At 59.6% G+C, this 18,926-nt stretch carries 15 protein-coding genes; 6 read left to right on the top strand and 9 right to left on the bottom strand.

Annotated elements, in window-relative coordinates; all coding sequences use genetic code 11:
• Positions 1 to 62 precede the first annotated feature (62 nt).
• Entirely contained in the window at positions 63 to 1,487 is a 1,425-nt protein-coding gene (gene glnA, locus CAY35_RS03330; RefSeq protein ID WP_109303313.1) for a type I glutamate--ammonia ligase, read from the bottom strand.
• 225 nt (positions 1,488 to 1,712) lie between these two features.
• On the opposite strand from glnA, the gene CAY35_RS03335 reads away from it, so the two are divergent.
• The gene (locus CAY35_RS03335; RefSeq protein ID WP_109303314.1) at positions 1,713 to 2,219 is read left to right on the top strand and encodes an RDD family protein; all 507 of its coding nucleotides are present in this window, start codon (positions 1,713 to 1,715) and stop codon (positions 2,217 to 2,219) included.
• Positions 2,220 to 2,303: 84 nt separating this feature from the next.
• Here the strand turns inward: CAY35_RS03335 and CAY35_RS03340 are convergent, their stop codons facing one another.
• The 4 genes from CAY35_RS03340 to lipB all read right to left on the bottom strand — a co-directional run bounded on the left by CAY35_RS03340 (position 2,304) and on the right by lipB (position 5,446).
• The gene (locus CAY35_RS03340; RefSeq protein WP_109303315.1) at positions 2,304 to 3,089 is read right to left on the bottom strand and encodes a DUF4191 domain-containing protein; all 786 of its coding nucleotides are present in this window, start codon (positions 3,087 to 3,089) and stop codon (positions 2,304 to 2,306) included.
• A 77-nt stretch (positions 3,090 to 3,166) separates the two neighbouring features.
• Positions 3,167 to 3,868: a hypothetical protein gene (locus CAY35_RS03345; protein ID WP_109303316.1), complete on the bottom strand. Its 702-nt coding sequence runs from the start codon at positions 3,866 to 3,868 to the stop codon at positions 3,167 to 3,169.
• A gap of 88 nt (positions 3,869 to 3,956) precedes the next feature.
• Positions 3,957 to 4,955: a lipoyl synthase gene (lipA, locus tag CAY35_RS03350; RefSeq protein WP_109303317.1), complete on the bottom strand. Its 999-nt coding sequence runs from the start codon at positions 4,953 to 4,955 to the stop codon at positions 3,957 to 3,959.
• Positions 4,952 to 5,446, bottom strand: coding sequence for a lipoyl(octanoyl) transferase LipB (gene lipB / locus CAY35_RS03355; protein WP_309136523.1), 495 nt, complete (start codon positions 5,444 to 5,446; stop codon positions 4,952 to 4,954). The genes lipA and lipB overlap by 4 nt, the downstream gene beginning before the upstream one ends.
• 412 nt (positions 5,447 to 5,858) lie before the next feature.
• Here lipB and CAY35_RS03360 point away from each other — a divergent pair, with 412 nt between their 5' ends.
• Complete coding sequence (locus tag CAY35_RS03360; protein ID WP_258265606.1) at positions 5,859 to 7,397, top strand: serine/threonine-protein kinase; 1,539 nt, start codon at positions 5,859 to 5,861, stop codon at positions 7,395 to 7,397.
• Between the two features lie 3 nt (positions 7,398 to 7,400).
• Here the strand turns inward: CAY35_RS03360 and CAY35_RS03365 are convergent, their stop codons facing one another.
• From CAY35_RS03365 to CAY35_RS03380, 4 genes are all read right to left on the bottom strand, one after another.
• The gene (locus tag CAY35_RS03365) at positions 7,401 to 7,751 is read right to left on the bottom strand and encodes a hypothetical protein (protein WP_109303319.1); all 351 of its coding nucleotides are present in this window, start codon (positions 7,749 to 7,751) and stop codon (positions 7,401 to 7,403) included.
• A gap of 142 nt (positions 7,752 to 7,893) precedes the next feature.
• Positions 7,894 to 9,705, bottom strand: coding sequence for a 2-oxoglutarate dehydrogenase, E2 component, dihydrolipoamide succinyltransferase (sucB, locus tag CAY35_RS03370; protein ID WP_109303320.1), 1,812 nt, complete (start codon positions 9,703 to 9,705; stop codon positions 7,894 to 7,896).
• Positions 9,706 to 9,910: 205 nt separating this feature from the next.
• Positions 9,911 to 11,287 carry a dihydrolipoyl dehydrogenase gene (gene lpdA, locus CAY35_RS03375; RefSeq protein ID WP_109303321.1) on the bottom strand — a complete coding sequence of 459 codons (1,377 nt, stop codon included), beginning with the start codon at positions 11,285 to 11,287 and terminating at the stop codon, positions 9,911 to 9,913.
• Between the two features lie 256 nt (positions 11,288 to 11,543).
• Positions 11,544 to 13,037 (bottom strand): leucyl aminopeptidase, encoded by a 1,494-nt coding sequence (locus CAY35_RS03380; protein WP_258265607.1) that lies wholly within the window; start codon positions 13,035 to 13,037, stop codon positions 11,544 to 11,546.
• 305 nt (positions 13,038 to 13,342) lie between these two features.
• Here CAY35_RS03380 and CAY35_RS03385 point away from each other — a divergent pair, with 305 nt between their 5' ends.
• The 4 genes from CAY35_RS03385 to CAY35_RS03405 all read left to right on the top strand — a co-directional run bounded on the left by CAY35_RS03385 (position 13,343) and on the right by CAY35_RS03405 (position 18,901).
• On the top strand, positions 13,343 to 14,320 hold the full coding sequence (locus CAY35_RS03385; protein ID WP_181377471.1) for a proteasome assembly chaperone family protein: 978 nt from the start codon (positions 13,343 to 13,345) through the stop codon (positions 14,318 to 14,320).
• Positions 14,321 to 14,325: 5 nt separating this feature from the next.
• On the top strand, positions 14,326 to 15,660 hold the full coding sequence (locus CAY35_RS03390) for an MFS transporter (protein WP_109303323.1): 1,335 nt from the start codon (positions 14,326 to 14,328) through the stop codon (positions 15,658 to 15,660).
• A 1,012-nt stretch (positions 15,661 to 16,672) separates the two neighbouring features.
• Positions 16,673 to 16,939: a hypothetical protein gene (locus tag CAY35_RS09460; protein ID WP_146191907.1), complete on the top strand. Its 267-nt coding sequence runs from the start codon at positions 16,673 to 16,675 to the stop codon at positions 16,937 to 16,939.
• A 183-nt stretch (positions 16,940 to 17,122) separates the two neighbouring features.
• Positions 17,123 to 18,901 (top strand): RNA polymerase sigma factor, encoded by a 1,779-nt coding sequence (locus CAY35_RS03405; RefSeq protein ID WP_109303326.1) that lies wholly within the window; start codon positions 17,123 to 17,125, stop codon positions 18,899 to 18,901.
• The last annotated feature ends 25 nt before the right edge of the window (positions 18,902 to 18,926 follow it).

The following is an 18,926-nucleotide window of genomic DNA, read 5'->3' on the forward strand; positions in this document are numbered from 1 at the left end:
GGAACCGTGTGGTTCCCAGCCCCTCCGACTGTATGGTTTAGTGTGCTCAGCTAGCCCGCGGCTTAGAGCGAGTAGTAGAGCTCGTATTCCAGTGCGGTGACAGCGGCCATCATCGGGCGCACTTCGTTCTCGTACTTGTCCTCGATCCAGGTTTCGATGAGGTCCTCGGTGAACACGTCGCCTGCGAGCAGGAACTCGTGATCCTCACGCAGCGCCTCGAGCGCCTCGGAGAGGGTTTCTGGCGCCTTCTGAATGTCTGCGGCTTCCTCTGGTGGGAGCTCGTAGAGGTCCTTATCGATCGGGTCGGCCGGTTCGATGCGGTTGCGGATGCCGTCCAGGCCCGCCATGAGCTGTGCAGCGAACGCGAGGTACGGGTTGGAGGAGCCATCCGGCGCGCGGAACTCGAGGCGCTTGGCCTTCGGGTTCGAACCGGTGATTGGGATACGAATGCCGGCCGAGCGGTTACCCTGCGAGTACACCATGTTGACTGGTGCTTCGAAGCCCTTGACGAGGCGGCGGTAGGAGTTCACGGTCGGGTTGGTGAACGCCATGACAGCCGATGCGTGGTGCAGCAGGCCGCCGATGTACCAGCGGGCGGTGTCGGACAGGTTCGCGTAGCCGAGCTCGTCGTAGAACAGCGGCTTGCCGTCATTCCAGAGGGACTGGTGGCAGTGCATACCGGAGCCGTTGTCGTTCTGGAGCGGCTTCGGCATGAACGTTGCGGACTTGCCCCATTCTTCAGCGACGTTCTTGACGACGTACTTGAACTTCATGAGGTCGTCAGCCGCGTGTACGAGCGTGTTGAACTCGTAGTTGATTTCCGCCTGGCCGGCTGCACCAACTTCGTGGTGTGCACGCTCGACCTTCAGGCCAACCTCGGTCAACCGCAGAGAGATGTCGTCGCGAAGGTCTGCCTGCTTGTCGTTAGGGGAGACCGGGAAGTAGCCGCCCTTGAGGCGCATCTTGTGGCCCAGGTTGCCTGCAACCTCGATCGCGGAGGTGTTCCATGGGGCTTCGACGGAGTCGACGCTGAAACCGCTGTTGTGTGGCTCGGTCGAGTAGGTCACGTCGTCGAAGATGAAAAATTCGGCTTCAGATGCGAAGAAGGCCGTGTCAGCGATGCCGGTCGATGCGAGGTAAGCCTCAGCGCGTTCCGCTACGCCGCGTGGGTCACGGCCGTATGGCTCGCCCGTACGAGGGTTGACCACGGAGAACGTCATGACAAGGGTCTTCGCTGCGCGGAACGGGTCAACGAAAGCCGTCTTGATGTCCGGGATCAGCTGCATGTCGGAGTTAGCGATGCCCTCGAAACCGCGGATCGAGGAAGCGTCGAACAGCTGGCCGTTGACGAAGAAATCCTCGTCGACCGTCGAGGCTGGCACGTTGAAGTGGTGCTGCATGCCAGGCAAGTCAGTGAACCGTATGTCGACGAACTGCACCTCCTCTTTTTCGATGAAGGACAGTACTTCTTCCGGTGACGTAAACACGTCTGTAGCCTCCTAGGCATGGTGTGTGGCCCGTTGAGATACGGCGGGCCTTGCGTTCTAGTTTAGTCAAAAAGTTCCCAAGCATGTTGGTTTTTGTCTGCGCTGTGTTCGTCTTCTTTAGATGCATTGCGTTCGCATTCTTGAGAAGCACTGTGCCCGTCTTGTTAAGAAACTGCGTGCCGTACAGAAAAAGTCTCGGCCGGCTCCCCACGTAGAATGAGGCTCATGGCCCAAAAACGTGACAACGAGCGCGAGACACGCGTCACACGAGCCGATATTGGCTCGTGGATTAGCGGACCTCCTCAAACCCATAACAGCGAATATCCCGGTGCGGGACTCGACCGCCCAGAGTCTGGGCCGGGATCAGTGGGCCGTATGGGCCCACGTATCTTGGCGTTGCTGATCGACTGGGGTCTCGCGATGGGTGTTTCGTGGCTCATCAGTCGGGACGTGCTGCCGTGGCTTAACCTCGTAGCGTTCGCAGTCATGACACTCGTGATGTTGACGATCTTCGGTCGCACGATCGGCCACTGGATCCTAGGCCTACAGGTTCAACGTCTAGACGGCAGCCCGATCTCGCCCCTGGACGCCTTGATCCGCACCGTCTTGCTGTTGCTCGTGATCCCGCCTGTCGTGATGGACGCCGACCAGCGTGGTGTCCACGACCGCCTCCGCGGCCTTGTACTGACCGTGGTTCGCGGCGGATCCAGCGGCCGCATCGTCCGCAAATAAGCGGCCTTCAACTGACCATAAAGACGCCGATGGCGGTGGAGACATGATCTCCACCGCCATCGGCGTATCTAACGAAAAGCGTTACTAGTTACCGCGAAGCGCACGGCGCGACATGCGTGGCGGGCGGTTAGGGTCCATGCCCTTAGGGATCGGCGGCTTGGACAAACGCAGAGTCGAAAGGCGCTGGTCCACGGCGCGGACTTCCTGACGCGAAATCGCCTTCGGCAGGCTCTTCATCGTCTTGGAGACCTCAGGCAGAGGGGTCTGGTTCTTACCGGAGCCAGCGTTGACGATCGTTACCGGGACACCGCGAACTGCACGCTCGACGTCGCGGCGAACACCTTCAACCAGGGAACGGACACGACCGTTAGGGCCCTCAGTCACCAGAACTACACCAGGACGACCAATGGCCATGAACACGAGGTCCTGAGTGCGAGGGGAAACCGCAACAGGCTCTTCCTTGAGAATCCAGCCGCGGCGCAGAATCGACATCGCGGCACCGGCGGCACCTGGGCGGCCCTCAATCTTCTGGAATGCGACCTTCTCACCGCTACGCGACATGTAGAGCATCGCGAGCATGAGGCCGACGACGAGGCCGATGATGAGGAACGTGATCCAGTTCTTCAGCAACCAACCGATACCGAAACCAATCGCACCCGAGCCGAGCACGATACCCAGCATGATCCATGGCAGGGCTGGTTTCGCTTCGCGGGTCATGCGGAAGATTTCACGGATCTGTCCGCCGCGTCCGTTTTCTTTCCGTTCGGCACGCGCACGTTTCTTGGCGTCTTTTTGAGCCTGCTTTTCCGCTTTTTGTTGTTCACGCAGCTTCGCGATTTGTTCGCGGGCGTTCTGATCAAGTCTGGCCATAATGAATCATTCTAGACGGTCGAGCTGAGGATGCTGGAGCTAGCGACGAAACGGAACGTTACCGTTCGCTGTTCTGTTTAGCTACTGTCCTGTTCAGCCTCCGGTGTGGGCTGATCTTGAGCGAAGCGTATTCTTGCGGACTCGACGTATTCAGGGAAGCTGTTCTTCCCTGGGTCTTTCATCGCTGGGCGATGCACATGCATCCATAGCAATGCGCCATCGACGCTTTCTGGCTTTTCAGATTCGGGTTTCTCAGGGTTGAGGTTCTTGACCTGGTAGAGGCACCAACCCGTCACAGGGGTTCCGGATTCAAGGACCGAGAGGGGACTGATGTCTAGATCTATGTACTCATCAACCTTGTTGAGGGCCGCGGCATAGTTTGCGATGACCTGGTGCGAGGCTTCAGGTGAGTAGGTTGACTCTCTTGAAACCTGGATGAAGGAACACCGTGGCTCGTTCATCATGGAAGCCCCTGCAGTGACCTCGACTTGGGCGAGCAGCCACCCGGTTTTCTCGGGTGGATCTGGCAAACCTTTCGGGTTCACGAGGACCTGCTTCACCGTGAAGCTGTGCTCAAGCACCGGGTCCTTGAGGGTTTTCACAGTCACTGGGGTGAGGTCGTTCGGCCACGCGTCGAGGTCGGTACCGGGATCCTTTGGATCGGGGTCCTCTGATGGTGAGGGGCTCGTCGTTTCGGTGGGGCTAACCGACGGGGCAGGGTCACTTGGCTCTGGCGTCTTGCCGTCGCCGCATGCGCTCAACGTTGCGAGGGCGAGCATGCTTACCGCAGCGGCAATTATTGCCCGCGGTTTGCGCTGTGTTCTCGGTTTGTGAGGCATGGCTGTATCCACCCCGTCGGTAGGCCTGTTAGACTAGGGACGCCGCTTCTTGACGTGCGGAGCCGCTGTCGTCGATGTGGCTGAGGTGGGCTGGGATTTCCCGTCCCGTGTTCTTCATTGCACGTGCCCACAAACGGCCCGAACGGTAGGACGAGCGAACCAGAGGACCAGCCATGACGGCGCCGAAACCGATCTCTTCTGCTTCTTCGCTGAGCTCAACAAACTCCGCTGGCGTGACCCAGCGATCAACTGGCAAGTGAAGCTGCGTTGGCCGCAGGTACTGGGTCAGCGTGATGATGTCGGTGCCTGCCTCGTGCAGGTCACGCAGCGCCTCTGAGATTTCCTCACGGGTTTCACCCATGCCGAGGATCAGGTTGGACTTGGTGATGAGCCCGCGATCCTTCGCGTAACGGATCACGTCGAGGGAACGCTCGTAACGGAAAGCCGGGCGGATGCGCTTGAAGATGCGCGGAACGGTCTCCACGTTGTGCGCGTAGACCTCTGGCGCCGATTCAACGATCTGGTCAAGCGCATCTGGCTCGCCGTTGAAGTCTGGGATGAGCAGCTCGATGCCGGTGTTCGGGTTGAGCTCGTGAACCTTGCGCACGGTCTCGGCGTACAGCCACGCACCGCCGTCTTCGAGGTCGTCGCGTGCAACACCCGTGACGGTTGCGTAACGCAACTGCATTTCGCGGATGGATTCTGCAACCTTGAGCGGTTCGGTTGGGTCGAGCGGCTGTGGCTTACCGGTGTCGATCTGGCAGAAGTCGCAACGGCGGGTGCACTGGGAACCGCCGATCAGGAACGAGGCTTCGCGGTCTTCCCAGCATTCAAAGATGTTAGGGCAACCGGCTTCTTCACACACCGTGTGAAGGCCTTTCGCGTGCACATCTTTCTTGAGGCTGACGTATTCCGGGCCGATATTGAGTTCGGCGCGGATCCACTCAGGCTTCCGATCCACAGGGACTGCTGCGTTGCGTGCCTCGACGCGCAAAAGTCGGCGGCCTTCAGGTGCTGGGGCGCTCATGCTCGGGTCTTCTCCTTGGTGTTCTGATTCGCGGAAAAGTTTTCTGGGGTCGCGATGACGGGCGCAAGCTCTTCCAAGAGGTGCTTACGTAAAGTCTCAACAACATCGGTCACTGTAATGTTCCGCCCGGTCTGCAACGCCATCGTAGTGACTCCGGCATCCTGGATGCCACACGGGACGATCACGTTGTAGGGGTCCAGGCTGTTGCTGACGTTGAGCGCGAGTCCGTGCATCGAGACACCGTTTTCGATGTGCAGGCCGATCGCCGCGATCTTCTCGTCTTGCACCCCTTCCTTGATGACCCAGACTCCCGCGCGCTTATCTACGCGCTGCGCGGTGATCCCGTAGTCGGCCACAGTTTTGATGATGGCCTCTTCGAGCGCCCACACGAAAGGTTTGATGGCGGCGCGGTCCTTGAGCGGAACGATGGGGTAGGCCACAAGCTGGCCAGGGCCGTGCCAGGTGAGGAGGCCACCGCGGTCGACGTCAATGACGGGGGTTCCGTCGGTCGGACGATCTGAGTCCTGTGTGCGACGCCGGCCGTATACGTTGGCGGGTGCTCGAGGAGAATCAACGTTGGTTGGGCGTTGCCCTCCACAACGTCGTCATGGATGCGTTGCTGGAGGCTCCATGCCTCCATATATTCGACGGCCTCTGAGCCGTATCCAGGTTCCAGCACGGTGATGTCCATGCGTAACAGCATAGTGTCCACATGCGATGAAGATCGCTCTGATGAGAGTCGTTGGGGAAAGCTGACCCATTAGAGGTTGCTGTGAATAACGGAATATTTGCGCTGGCAAGGGCTACCTGTGGACAACTCAGCGGCAGTGGTGCTGAATAATGCACACTGATTTTCAGAACGTCCACGTATTGAGTTTTGTGACTCGAAGGAGCGAGAGCCGGATGCCTTACGAACCTGAAGATCAGCAACCCGAAGTTCTGGAGAGGGATGTGAGCCGTGATATCCGGAGTTATTTGCGCTCAGGCGGGGAAGCTGACGTACATTTTGAAACTCGAGGTGGGCATACAGTAGCCGTCCGGCGTACGCGGCAGTCGAGTCAAGAACCAGACCAGACCGTACCCGCGGCATGGGATCATCCGCACCTCGTGAAAATCTATTCAAGGGAACTGTCCGGTATTCGGGAAACTGATGGTCCGACATTGGGCGCCGAGGACGCACGACAGCTTGTTATGGAGGCCGTCCCAGGCGGTTCCGCGGCAGGCCTTCTCGAAGCGCGCGGTGTGCTTCCGGTAGGTGAAGCTGTGACGTTGCTCGTGCCGATCGCGCAAGCCTTGGCGCATCTTCATGCCCATGGGGCGCTGCACGGGGATGTGAGCCCGCAGAACGTCATGTTTAGGGCCGACGGCGCTCCCGTGTTGATCGATCCGGGGAACGCGCGCGCATTAGGCGCGGCTCCCGGTCACAGCATGACGGCCGGGTTTGCGCCGGATGAGGAGGAAGCAACGCAAACCCGCGACGTGTGGGGGTGGGGTGCTCTCGCGTGGTTTGTTCTGACGGGGGAGTCTCCAGGGGAAGCTAAGAGCCGAATACCGTTGCCGCTATTGGTAGAGGGCATCGATGAGCGCTTCGCTCAGCTAATCGACGACTGTCTAGCATCGGATCCGGGGGAGCGGCCGGCGGCCTCTGAAATCGCGGCCGAGGTATTAGCCGTGCAGGAACCCGAACCGCTGAACATCGATCAAGCGATTCGTGCCGAGGGCCGGGCCTTGATGTTGACTCAACATCGCCCAACGAAGGCAGCGAGCCGGAGGAAAGAATCAAGGAGAGCTTCGAGACGCGGCCGGGAACGGCCAAGTTTTCGGCTGGGAACATTGCTGAACTCGGTGAGGGGTACGCCGCAATCCATGATTGTCACAGTGGCGGTTTTAGGGATGCTCACCGTTGCGAGCCTCCTACTTTTCCTCTCGCCCCGTTCGCAGGGTGAGGCTCAGGCTTCACGTATCGATGAACCAACTCAACCTACAACGTCTGTTAAGGAATCTGGCCCGGCGTCCCCGCCATCGCCTGAAGCATCCTGGCAGGAGGAGCTGAGCGAGAAAGAAGTTGAACGGCAGCTCGAATCACGGATCGATGCGCTCAACCGACGTGATGCCGTTGCGCTTGAGAAGGTGTATACGGAGCGCGCTGAAGGGCTGAAAAGTGACCGGACGATGATCGAGAACATGCGTTCTCAGAAGCACAGGTTCTCAGGGGTTGAAATGCGCCTGCAACGCGTCAGCATCGGAACCCGGCAAGCAGATACCGCATCGGCGTCAGCGGTTGTTGAGTTGACCTTGAATGCCCACACGGTTGAAACGGAGTCCGGACGTGTCGTGGCGCGTGAGCCTGAGCGCACGGAGGCTCTCGAGGTTGGGTTTAAACGCGTTGGCCGCAGCTGGAAGATAGACACTATCTCAGCTGCGGCCAAGCGGAAAGGGTAGTGGTTAGCGACCCAACACGGCGAAGAAGATCGTGAGGAAGCCGAGGCCACCTACACCGTGGGCTAGACCAGTTGGAACTTCCTGGCCCTTCTTAGCCTTGCTGTAGCCGATGAGCGCGCAGACCAGGATGATGAGACCCAGCGCGAACTTGATACCGAACCACATGTGGTTGATCTGACCGCCGAGGGCCATCATGGTGCCGAACATGCCAAGGCCAGTGACGACCTGGATGATAGCGCCGTAAACCTGCCAAACGGTCACGGTTGCTGGCTTGAAATGAGTGAGCCAGCTACCAACAATCGCGGCGAGGCCCACCATGTGCAGGGCCAGGAGAATATCTTGCAGTACGGGCATGAAAACGTCCTTGTTATTTTGGGCGTAAATGAAATCTGGTGTCTACAGCGTCCGCTGCAGATGATCCGCTGCATATGGCTCCGGGGCCGCTACCTCACGGTTGCGGCCCCGGACCTATGCATATATGCGTCGAGCAGCTGCCTTAGAGGCCGAGCTCAGAAGCGAACTCGGCGTTCTCGAGCTGCGCCTTGACGGTCTGCAGGAAGCGACCTGCGTCAGCGCCGTCAACGAGGCGGTGATCGTAGGTCAGCGACAGGTACATCATGTGGCGGATAGCGATCGCGTCATTGCCGAACTCGTCGGTCACAACGCGTGGACGCTTCTCGATGATGCCCGTACCCAAGATGCCGACGTTCGGCTGGTTGATGATCGGGGTATCGAACAGCGCGCCAACCGAACCAATGTTGGTGATCGAGAAGGTCGAACCGGACAAGTCAGACGGGCTGAGCTTGTTGGTGCGTGCCTTGTCAGCGGCTTCCGCGATCTTCTTAGCAACGCCAGCCAGCGACAAGTCGCCAGCATCCGAGATCACCGGTACCAGCAGGCCGCGCTCAGTGTCGACAGCCATGCCGATGTGCTCGGCGTCGTGGTAGGTGATCTCCTGCTTCTCTTCATCGTAGGAAGCGTTGAACGCAGGGATCTGAGTCAGAGCGTGCGTAACGGCCTTAGTGATGAACGGCAGGTAGGTCAGGTTGACGCCGTGGGTCTGCTGGAAGGAGGCCTTAGCCTGCTTGCGCAGCGCGACGATGCGGGTCATGTCGACTTCCTGAACCTGGGTCAGCTGGGTCGAGATGTCCAGCGACTCACGCATGCGGGAAGCGATGACCTGGCGGATGCGTGGAGCCTTGACGGTCGTGCCACGAACCTTGAGAGCCTCAGGCGACGGAACGTTCGAAGGTGCCTTCGCAGCTGGTGCGGACGAGGCAGGTGCCGATGCGGCAGCTGGCTGGGAAGCGGAAGCGGACTTCTGCTTCTCAATAGCGGCCTCGACGTCCTGCTTACGGATGCGGCCTCCAACGCCGGTGCCTTCGATCGAGTTCAAGTCAACGCCGTTGTCGTTAGCGAGCTTGCGGACGATCGGGGTCACGTAGCCAGCGGCAGACTTATCTGCACCGGCAGATGCGGACTCTGCCTTTGGAGCAGGCTCCGATTTAGCCTCTTGCTTAGGCTCTTCCTTAGGCTCTGGCTTGGACTCTTCAGCCGGTTCCTCAGCTGGCTCCTCTGCAGGGGCGTCTTCCTTAGCTTCTTCCTTAGTTTCTTCCTTCGGCTCTTCCTTTGGTGCCTCGGAAGAAGAGGATGCGGAACCCGAGCCGACGATAGCCAAGACCTGGCCGACCTCGACGTCTTCGTCTTCCTCAACCTTGATCTCAAGCAGAGTACCAGCGACAGGGGATGGGACCTCGGTGTCGACCTTGTCGGTCGAAACCTCGATGAGTGGCTCGTCAACATCGACGGAATCGCCGACTTCCTTGAGCCAGCGGGTCACGGTGCCTTCGGTCACGGATTCACCGAGCTCAGGCAACTTGATCTCGGTTTTCTCGCCCGAGTCGTCCGAACCGGAATCCGACGCGCCGGAGTCCTCAGAACCCGATTCCTCGGAACCGGAGTCCTGGCTTTCTTCAGCTTCAGCGGTCTCTTCGGCAGCCTCTTCAGCTGGGGCTTCTTCCTCTTCAGCTTCGTCAGCGGAATCATCAGAGCCACCATCGGAGCTGCCGGAGCCGTCGCCGATGACGACCAGCGGAGCGCCAACCTCGATGTCTTCGTCTTCGTCAACGAGGATCTCCTCGATGACGCCGGCGACAGGCGATGGGATTTCGGTGTCGACCTTATCGGTGGACACTTCCACCAACGGTTCGTCGACTTCTACCGAATCGCCGACGGACTTGAGCCAGCGGGTCACGGTTCCTTCGGTAACTGATTCGCCCAGTTCGGGCAGGTTCACGGTCTCAGACATCGGAACTCACTCCTGTTCTTTGCCCCGCAAATTCTGCAACCGGCGGAGCTGTCTTCCTCACGTTACCCAAGAAACTGTGATGTCCCCGGGCCGTTAATGCTTGTAGTGATAACGCTATTACGTATAAGCCTAAGACGCCGGCGAGCTCGAACGCACCTGCGATGTGCTCATGTGTTCGAACTCACCGGCGGCTTATCGATAAGAGTTAGCCGTGGAGAGGCTTGCCGGCCAGTGCCAGAGCAACCTCGCCCAGGGACTCATTCTGGGTTGGGTGGGCGTGGACGAGGTGTGCGACGTCTTCTGGGTATGCTTCCCAGTTCACAATCAGCTGTGCCTCACCGATCTGCTCGCCGAAGCGGCCGCCGATGCCGGTGACGCCTACGATCGGGCCTTCCTTGACGCGGATCATCTTGACGATGCCGCCGGTGCCGAGGATCGAGGACTTACCGTTGCCGGCGAGGTTGTATTCAGCGACCTCGATGTTGTCCTTACCGAACTTCTCTTCAGCCTTTGGCTGCGAGTAGCCCACGGACATGATCTCTGGCTCGCAGAAGGTGACCTTCGGAATGTTGATGTCTTCAACGATGACCGGGTTCTTGCCAGCGATCTCTTCTGCGACGAAGATGCCGTGCTGGTAGCCGCGGTGTGCGAGCTGGACGCCTGGGACGATGTCGCCGATCGCGTAGATGTTGCCTACGCCGGTGTGGAGACGCTCGTTCGTGATGACGAAGCCGCGGTCGACTTCGATGCCCTGCTCTTCGTAGCCGAAGCCTTCGGTGACAGGTGCGCGACCAACAGCGACCAGCACGAGGTCTGCTTCGAGCGAGGTGCCGTCGGCAAGCTTCACGGTTGCCTTGTCATCGTCCTGGGTGACTTCTTCGAAGAAGACGCCAGTCTTGGACTTGATGCCCTTCTTCTTGAACTCGCGCTCAAGGACCTTGATGATCGATGGGTCCTCGTTTGGAACCAGCGACGGCAGGCCCTCAACGACGGTCACGTCAACGCCGAAGGAATTCCACATGGATGCGAACTCGACGCCGATGACACCGCCGCCGAGAACGATCGCGGACTCAGGCAGGTAGTCCATTTCGAGGGCTTCGGTCGAGGTGATGACTCGGCCGGTGATGTCGATGCCCATGGTCTTGGTCTTGGAACCGGTAGCCAGGACGATGTTCTTGCCCTTGTACTCGGTGCCGTCCACAGTCACGGTGTCAGGGCCGGTGAGCTTACCTTCACCTTCGATGACCTCGATCTTGCGCATCTTGATCAGGCCGGACAAGCCACGGAACTTGCCCTGGACGATGGTGTCCTTGTTCTTCTTGACGGCAGCCATGTCGATGGAGTCAAGAGTCGTGTTGACGCCGTACTTGGATGCGGTGCGTGCTTCGTCTGCGAGCTCTGCGGAGTGCAGGTACGCCTTGGTTGGAATACAGCCGGTGTGCAGGCAGGTGCCGCCCAGCTTGCTGCGCTCAACCAGGCCAACCTTCATGCCCAGCTGTGCGGAGCGAAGAGCCGCTGAGTAGCCGGCGGAACCTCCGCCGAGGACCAACACGTCAAATTCTGTCGTTGCCGATTCGGCCACGGAATGCTCCCTTAGGTCGGTGTTGAGATGCTTCTCTTTATGTTAGCCCCTGCGGGCGGGTTTGTGGACAGCAGAGGGCCTGGCGGCCGTCGAAATAAGCCATGAGCCGATTTCTGGATGATCATGAGCCGATTTCGTGCCGTTCCCAGACCGTTCTCTGACTGGTTTCGGCGGGTTGTGGCCGCCAGGCCCTCTGCATTATTCAGTTGTGTTGCTCGGTTGTATAAGCCCTCAGCTTTCCGCAAGGGCTTGTGGGTTAGTTGTCGCCGAGGTTGGCTGCAACTTCAACGAGCGTGCGCAGTGCGTAGCCGGTGCCTTCCTTTGGCGTGTGGCCCCACGGTGCGCTGTTGTTGAAGGATGGGCCTGCGATGTCGATGTGGCCCCAGGTTGGCTTGTTGTCGTCGTCCTTGGTGCCAACGAATTCGCGCAGGAATGCGGCTGCCTTGAGCATGCCTCCGTTGCGGTCGCCCGAGTTGCGCAGGTCTGCGGTCACGGAGTCGAGGTCCTTGCGGATCTCTTCTGGGATCGGCATGCTCCACAGCAGTTCGCCGGTGGTTTCTGCTGCGGCCTCGATCGCGGCGGTGGCTTCGTCGTCGCCCATGATGCCTGCGGTGCGGGCACCCAGTGCGACAAGCTGCGCACCGGTCAGGGTTGCGATGTCGAGCAGCAGGTCTGGGTTTTCTTCCGAGGCCTTGGTGAGGCCGTCACCCAGGACCAAGCGGCCTTCGGCGTCGGTGTTGGTGACCTCGACGGTCGTGCCCTTGTACATGGTGAGGACGTCGCCTGGGCGGGTTGCGGAACCGGACGGCATGTTCTCTGCGAGGCACAGCCAGCCGGTGACGCGGGTGTTGAGGCCGAGCTCAGCGGCGGCCAAAACAGCGTGCAGGGTAGTGGCTGCACCGGTCATGTCGGACTTCATTTCTTCCATGCCGCCGGCTGGCTTGAGCGAGATACCGCCGGTGTCGAACGTGATGCCCTTACCGACGATAGAGAGGTGCTTAGCCTTCTTGGATGGCTCGTAGGAGAGCTTGACGAGGCGCGGGCCGCGTTCGGAGCCGCGACCAACGCCGATGATGCCGCCGAAGCCTTCCTTAGCGAGGCGCTTTTCGTCCCACACCTCGACCTTGACCTTGGTTCCGGAAGCCTGCTCTTGTGCGTATTCGGCGAAGGTCTCTGGGAAGAGGTCAGCAGGGGAGGTGTTGACGAGTGCACGGACCTGCTTGGCGTGGCGGGTCACGATAGCTGCGTGCTCAACGATCTGTTTTGTTGCCTTGTCCTTGGCGAGACCCGTTGCTACGACGGCCTGCTCAAGCGGGTTGCCCTTGGCTGGCTTGGAGGACTTGTAAGCACGGAAAGCCCATGCACCGAGCGACGCACCTTCAAGCGTTGCGCTCAAAAGCTCTGGCTCTTCAGCTGGGAAGCGCAACAGCGCGGTTTCACGACCAGCCAGGGCACGGGTTGCAACGCCTGCTGCACGGCGCAGATCTTCTGGCGTTGGGTCAACAACAGAACCCAAGCCCACAACGACGGCGAGCGATCCGTTGTCGCCGGCGCCCGGAACCTGCGCGACCTGGCCGGCATCGGCGCCAAAAGCCAAATCTTCAAGAGCCTCAGCGAGACCCTCTGGAGCGTCACCGAGAACTACTGCCGCATCGTTCTCAGCGCGTGCAACCCAAACGGTTGCGTCAGGCTTGAGGCCGGACTCGTCAGGGGCAATGACAGAAAGGGTGAATTCATCAATGGCGTGCACTGGCGTGAAATCTCCTTGTACTAATCGAGTACGAATCGAACTTGTACGAATTGAAGAGGCCGAGGGATGTCGGCCGCAATACAGCCGCGCGTGAGCGAGGCCACTATCTCCAGCATATGCGCATCCTCTGTGGAACAGACCCGATCACGCTGTGGAACAGACCTGACAAAACTGTGGAACAGGCCGGATCACGCTGTGGAACGGGCGGGAACAAATGGTGTTCTAGCGGTGTTATAGAAGCAGTTACGCGTGTGAGCGGAGCGGCAATACGCGATCAAGCGGCATGGAAGGAGCGTCTGACCACGGTGTTGGGAGATGACATCATCGATGTGCACGGGAGAGCGCAACGGCAGATCGCAGAAGCGAACCTGCCCGTTGTTGTTCTTGTGGATGGTGCCTTCGATGCGGGGTCCGGCGTGCGCATGATGCGCCGCGCTATCCGCGGCGAGATGACGCTGACACCGTTGGCGGAGTTCGACTCCGACCTCCTAATCGACCACCGTGCTCGCCGCCCACGCATCACGTTCGAAGACGGGACGTTCAAGGATTACCGTGCGCCGCGTCTGGGAGCCGACATCGTCACGGATGAGCTCGGGAACCAGGCGATCCTCGTGTCTGGTGCCGAGCCGGTGATCGCGTGGGAGCGCATCGTGATGGCGGTGACCGAGCTACTGGACTCGGTGGGCTCGAACGAGGTTTCCATTGTTCATTCGATGCCGCTTCCGGTTCCGCATACGCGCCCGATCGTGGTGCGAGAGCATGGCGACTCCGGTGGCCTTGAAAGCGGGCCGTTCAACTTGCCGGCCTCGTTCTCGCATTTGCTTGAGGCCCGGCTCACTGAACATGGCTTTAACGTGACTGGCATGACGGTCCAAGTTCCGCACTACATCGCGGACTCCGACTATCCAGCGGCTGCTGTTGCAGGTTTGGACGCGATCGCCGCGCATGCCGGTATCTCTGTTCCGAGCGAGCAGTTACGCGAACTCGGCCGGGCCGTGGACGCCCAGATTGAGGAGCAACTTCAGTCGACCCCTGAAGCGGCTTCGATGCTTGAAGGTCTTGAGAAGCGCTACGACATGGAAACCCCGCTGCTGCGTTCGTCTGCGGCGCTCGCCGACGACGAGTCCGAACTTCCCGATGGTGAGCAGATCGCGGCCGCTGCGCAAAAGTTCTTGAGCAACGTATCTGATACGTTCGCTGAGGACGCCGAAATGTGGGGCCAGATTGAGGCCAAGCCACAGGCTGAAGGCGATCAAGCAGACGAACGAGACGATGAAGAATAAAGCTAATGACAAATAAAACGAGCCGCGGCGCGTGGCTCGTGTGGGGCGTCGCCGTATTCGCGTACATGGTTTCGGTGACGCAACGTACCTCATTCGGCGTTGCCGGTCTGGATGCTACCGAGCGTTTCAACGCAACGGCTGCAGTGCTGGGCACGTTCGGCGTCGTGCAGTTGGTCGTGTACGCGGCTTTGCAGATTCCGGTGGGGACGCTCGTGGACCGGATTGGTTCGCGGTGGATGATCGCTATCGGTGCGGTTCTGATGGCGGCGGGGCAGTTCGTTTTGGCGCTAGCCACCGACGTGGTCCAGGGCTATGTGGGGCGCGTCCTGGTGGGCGCCGGCGATGCGATGACGTTCGTGTCCGTGATGCGCCTGGTGCCTGCGTGGTTTGCGCCGCGTCTGAACCCTGTGATGTCGCAGCTGACGGGAACGCTGGGGCAAGTTGGTCAGCTGATGTCGCTGTTCCCGGTTGCGTGGCTTTTGGGTTGGCGCGGCTGGACCACAACGTTCGTTTCTTTGGCGGCGATGAGTGTCTTGGCGTTTGCGCTAACGGTTATAGCTGTCAAGGATTTCCCGGGCGGTAAACGGCCGTCTCATTCTGGCGGGCAACGGTTGTCGTTGCTGAGCCAGATCAAGGCGGTTGGCGTGAGCCCGGGTACGTGGCTTGGGTTTTGGACGCACTGGTTGGGTGCGTTTTCCGTCAACGTGTATCTGCTCGTGTGGGGGTACCCGTACCTTGTTTCGGGCATGGGTTACGCACCGGCTCGAGCGAGTGTGTTGATGAGCATGTTCGTGTTCGTTGCGATGGTTTTCGGCCCTATTTTGGGTGTTTTGGTCGCACGCTACCCGTACCGGCGTTCCCTTTTGGTGATCCTGGTTTCGATGGCTGGGCTGGCCTGTTGGGTCGCGTTGGTTGTGTGGCCGGGCGGGGCTCCGTTGTGGATGAACTTCGTGGCCGTCACGGTTTTGGCGTGCGGTGGCCCCGCATCGATGATCGCGTTCGATTTCACTCGCACCGAGAACCCTCCGCATCTTGCTGGCACTGCGACCGGTGTTGCGAACGTGGGTTCGTTCTCCGGCGGCTTGATCGCGATCGGCGGCGTGGGGTTTGTGCTCGATGCGGTGGCTGGGCACCCGAGCGCAGGTGCGGCGACGTCTGGCGGGGCTTTGTATACGTTGGAAGGCTTCCAGCTTGCATTCACCGTCGTGCTGGCGATGTATGTGATCGGTTACATCGGGTTCTTCGTCTCACTGCGGCTCGTACGCAAGCGGTATCCGGATTACGCGCCGCTCAGGCATGTTTTCATGCAACAGATTCGTGCTCGCCGCAGGGTCAAATAGAGGCCGGTTCGGGAATCCACAGCCGGGTGATCCACGGCTTGATATCCACTATTTCTTGTGAGGCCCACCGAGGCGTTCTTTGACCGGATGAAATCGGTCTATGAGCATCTCTGAACTTTCTCCAGATCCCACCGGCCGTAGTGACCACAGTGGACCAAACAAATTCCGTGGACCAAACAGCGTTAGCCACAAGCGCATCGGACATTTCCGGCATGTACTTCGTTACGTAGAGCAACATTGCGAACAGCAGCCGCACCACGCGGTAGTTCTCATCCTGACCGATGAGAACGATGTATGGACAGGAACGGTTCGGTGTGACGCCTGGACCCAGCAGGACCTCAAACAGTGTGAACGTGTTGTAGAGCGGAGTGCACGTGAATCGCACCGGGTCATCGTGGGGCTCTACGACACCGGCGTTGCAGGACGCCGTTGGGTTGAGAAGTGTGCCCAGCGGTGGCCCAACATTGTCATGGCGTACGCGGTTGAAGAGTCTAGATGGTTCTCCAACGCCACCATCCACGAAGGCGGCGAGTGGGCCACTCACCACAGCAACGTGCGCTCAAGCGAACCGGCGCACCTAGGGGAGGGTCTGCCACGTAACCATCATCAAGCAATACCTGAGTGCGCGCAGGAGCTTTTCCATGCCGCATATGACTCGGCGCAGCGGGAACGTGACCGGGCGCTGGTCAACAACGGTTTATGGCACATGGTCGATGTTTGGGAGTGGGTTCTCAGACAGCATGAGCTTCACGAGTCGGAGCCTGGGCCGCATACACACACGAGTAATCAGTATGTTGGCCCCTGGACTCATTCTCTTGTTCACGTCGTGGCGGCGGTATGCGCACAGTTGGACATAGCAACTGAACGCGAACGAATGATTCAACAGATCACTGTCCCTTGCAGACTCGCCTCGACAGTCGAATACAGAGAAGTTTTTACAGGGGAGTGGGGCGGCCCGATGTCAGTAGATGGTCTGAGAGCTCACCGAAACATCACTGAATACGCGTGTGCGATGACCCAAGCAGCGGGGAAGGGGCCGCGTTCGACGGCGCGGGCAATGCTCGCGTGGATTGAGTGGGCGATGGGAAACCACGAACAAGCCACACGTGAAATCGAACAAGCGCTCCTGCTGGAGAAAGAAGGGCTCGCCGATATTGAGGCGCGTAAAGCCGGCTCCAATGAGGCCGGCCAGCAGCCTCTGAACACGTTTGTTGCGCAGGTCAAGGATGTATTGGATACGCGGCCTTACCCCCGGTGGGTTGAAGTCCCTAAAAGATGAAGAAAAATTTTTCAGGAGATTGGGAACAAAAGCGATCGTTACGTCGTTGAACCTTAACGACCCTTCAAACTCAGGGGCACAAAAGCACGACGCGTGTGCCGATTCACCTGGGACTTGACAGGGTCATAGTAGCGTGAGCATCCCTTAGCCACGCTCGGATTTTGCTGACCAGAAAGGGAACTCGTGCCAGCGAAGACCTCCTCGAAGTCGAAGGACACCGCAACAGCGGAGCCAAAGGCGACCACCTCGACCGCGGCAAAGAAGGCACCTGCCAAGAAGGCCGCATCGAAGACGACCGCCACCAAGGCCGCTACCACCAAGGCGAGCGCATCAAAGACTGCGACCGCCAAGAGCGCTGCGTCCAAGACTGCAACGAAGAAGACCGCAACCACTAAGAGCACTGCGGCTAAGTCAAGCGCGGCAACGAAGTCCACGACTGCGAAGAAGACCACTTCAACCAAGACTGCCGCAGCCAAGAAGACTACGGCTACCAAGTCGACCGCAGCCAAGAGCACCACTGCTGCAAAGAAGACTACTGCCGCGAAGAAGACTACGGCTGCGAAGAGCACCGCCGCTAAGGCGACCGCAACGGCTAAGAAGACCTCGACCGCTGCCAAGAGCAAGGCAGCAGCCGAGGAAGCAGCCGCAGAGGCAGAAGAGACTGAGGAAGAAGCGGCTCCGGCCGCTAAGAAAGCGACTGCCAAGAAGACGACCACGCGCAAGCCTGCGGCTAAGAAGGCAACGACTGCAGCCGCAACGAAGAAGGCAGCGAAGCCAAAAGACGAAGACGAAGAAGAGCCAGACGAGTTCGAAGACGAAGATCTCGAGGACGTCGACGAGGACGAAGACGACGACCGCGAGGATCGCGACGACGAGGACGTCGACGACGAAGACGAGGACGACGAGCCTGAACAGCGTCACGGCCAGGAGAAGCAGGGCGAATCCAAGTCCGGTAAGAAGGAAAGCGAAGAGTCCAAGGGCTTTACTCTTTCCTCGAACGACGAAGACGACGCTCCACAGCAGCAGGTGACTGTCGCCGGAGCAACCGCTGACCCGGTCAAGGACTACCTCAAGCAGATCGGTAAAGTCGCGCTGCTCACCGCAGCGGAAGAGGTCGACCTCGCGCTACGCATCGAAGCGGGCCTTTTCGCCCAGCACAAGCTCGAAGAAGCGAAAGAAAAAGGCAAGCGCATGGACAGGCGCCTGCGCTACGACTACGAACAGATCGTTCACGACGGCCGCATCGCCAAGAACCACCTTCTGGAAGCGAACCTCCGCCTCGTCGTATCGCTCGCTAAGCGCTACACGGGCCGCGGCATGCTGTTCCTTGACCTCATCCAGGAAGGCAACCTTGGCCTGATCCGTGCGGTAGAGAAGTTCGACTACACCAAGGGCTTCAAGTTCTCGACCTACGCAACCTGGTGGATCCGCCAGGCCATCACCCGTGCCATGGCAGACCAAGCCCGCACCATCCGTATTCCGGTGCACATGGTCGAAGTCATCAACAAGCTCGCACGCGTACAGCGTCAGATGCTGCAAGACCTCGGTCGCGAACCAACCCCGGAAGAGCTCGCTAAGGAACTCGACATGACGCCCGAACGCGTCGTTGAAGTTCAGAAGTACGGTCGCGAACCAATCTCGCTCCACACGCCACTCGGCGAAGACGGCGACTCCGAATTCGGTGACCTCATCGAAGACTCCGAAGCGATCGTCCCAGCCGACGCCGTATCGTTCACCCTGCTCCAAGAGCAGCTCCACACGGTGCTCGACACGCTCTCCGAACGTGAAGCAGGCGTTGTTGCGATGCGTTTCGGTCTCACCGACGGCCAGCCGAAAACCCTCGACGAAATCGGCAAGGTCTACGGCGTGACCCGCGAACGCATCCGCCAGATCGAATCCAAGACCATGTCCAAGCTGCGTCACCCATCGCGCTCCCAGGTGCTGCGCGACTACCTCGACTAAGCAACAGACACAAACGCCTCGGGGC

This window comes from Pseudoglutamicibacter cumminsii (assembly GCF_003143995.1).
Taxonomy (GTDB): Bacteria; Actinomycetota; Actinomycetes; order Actinomycetales; family Micrococcaceae; genus Pseudoglutamicibacter; species Pseudoglutamicibacter cumminsii_B.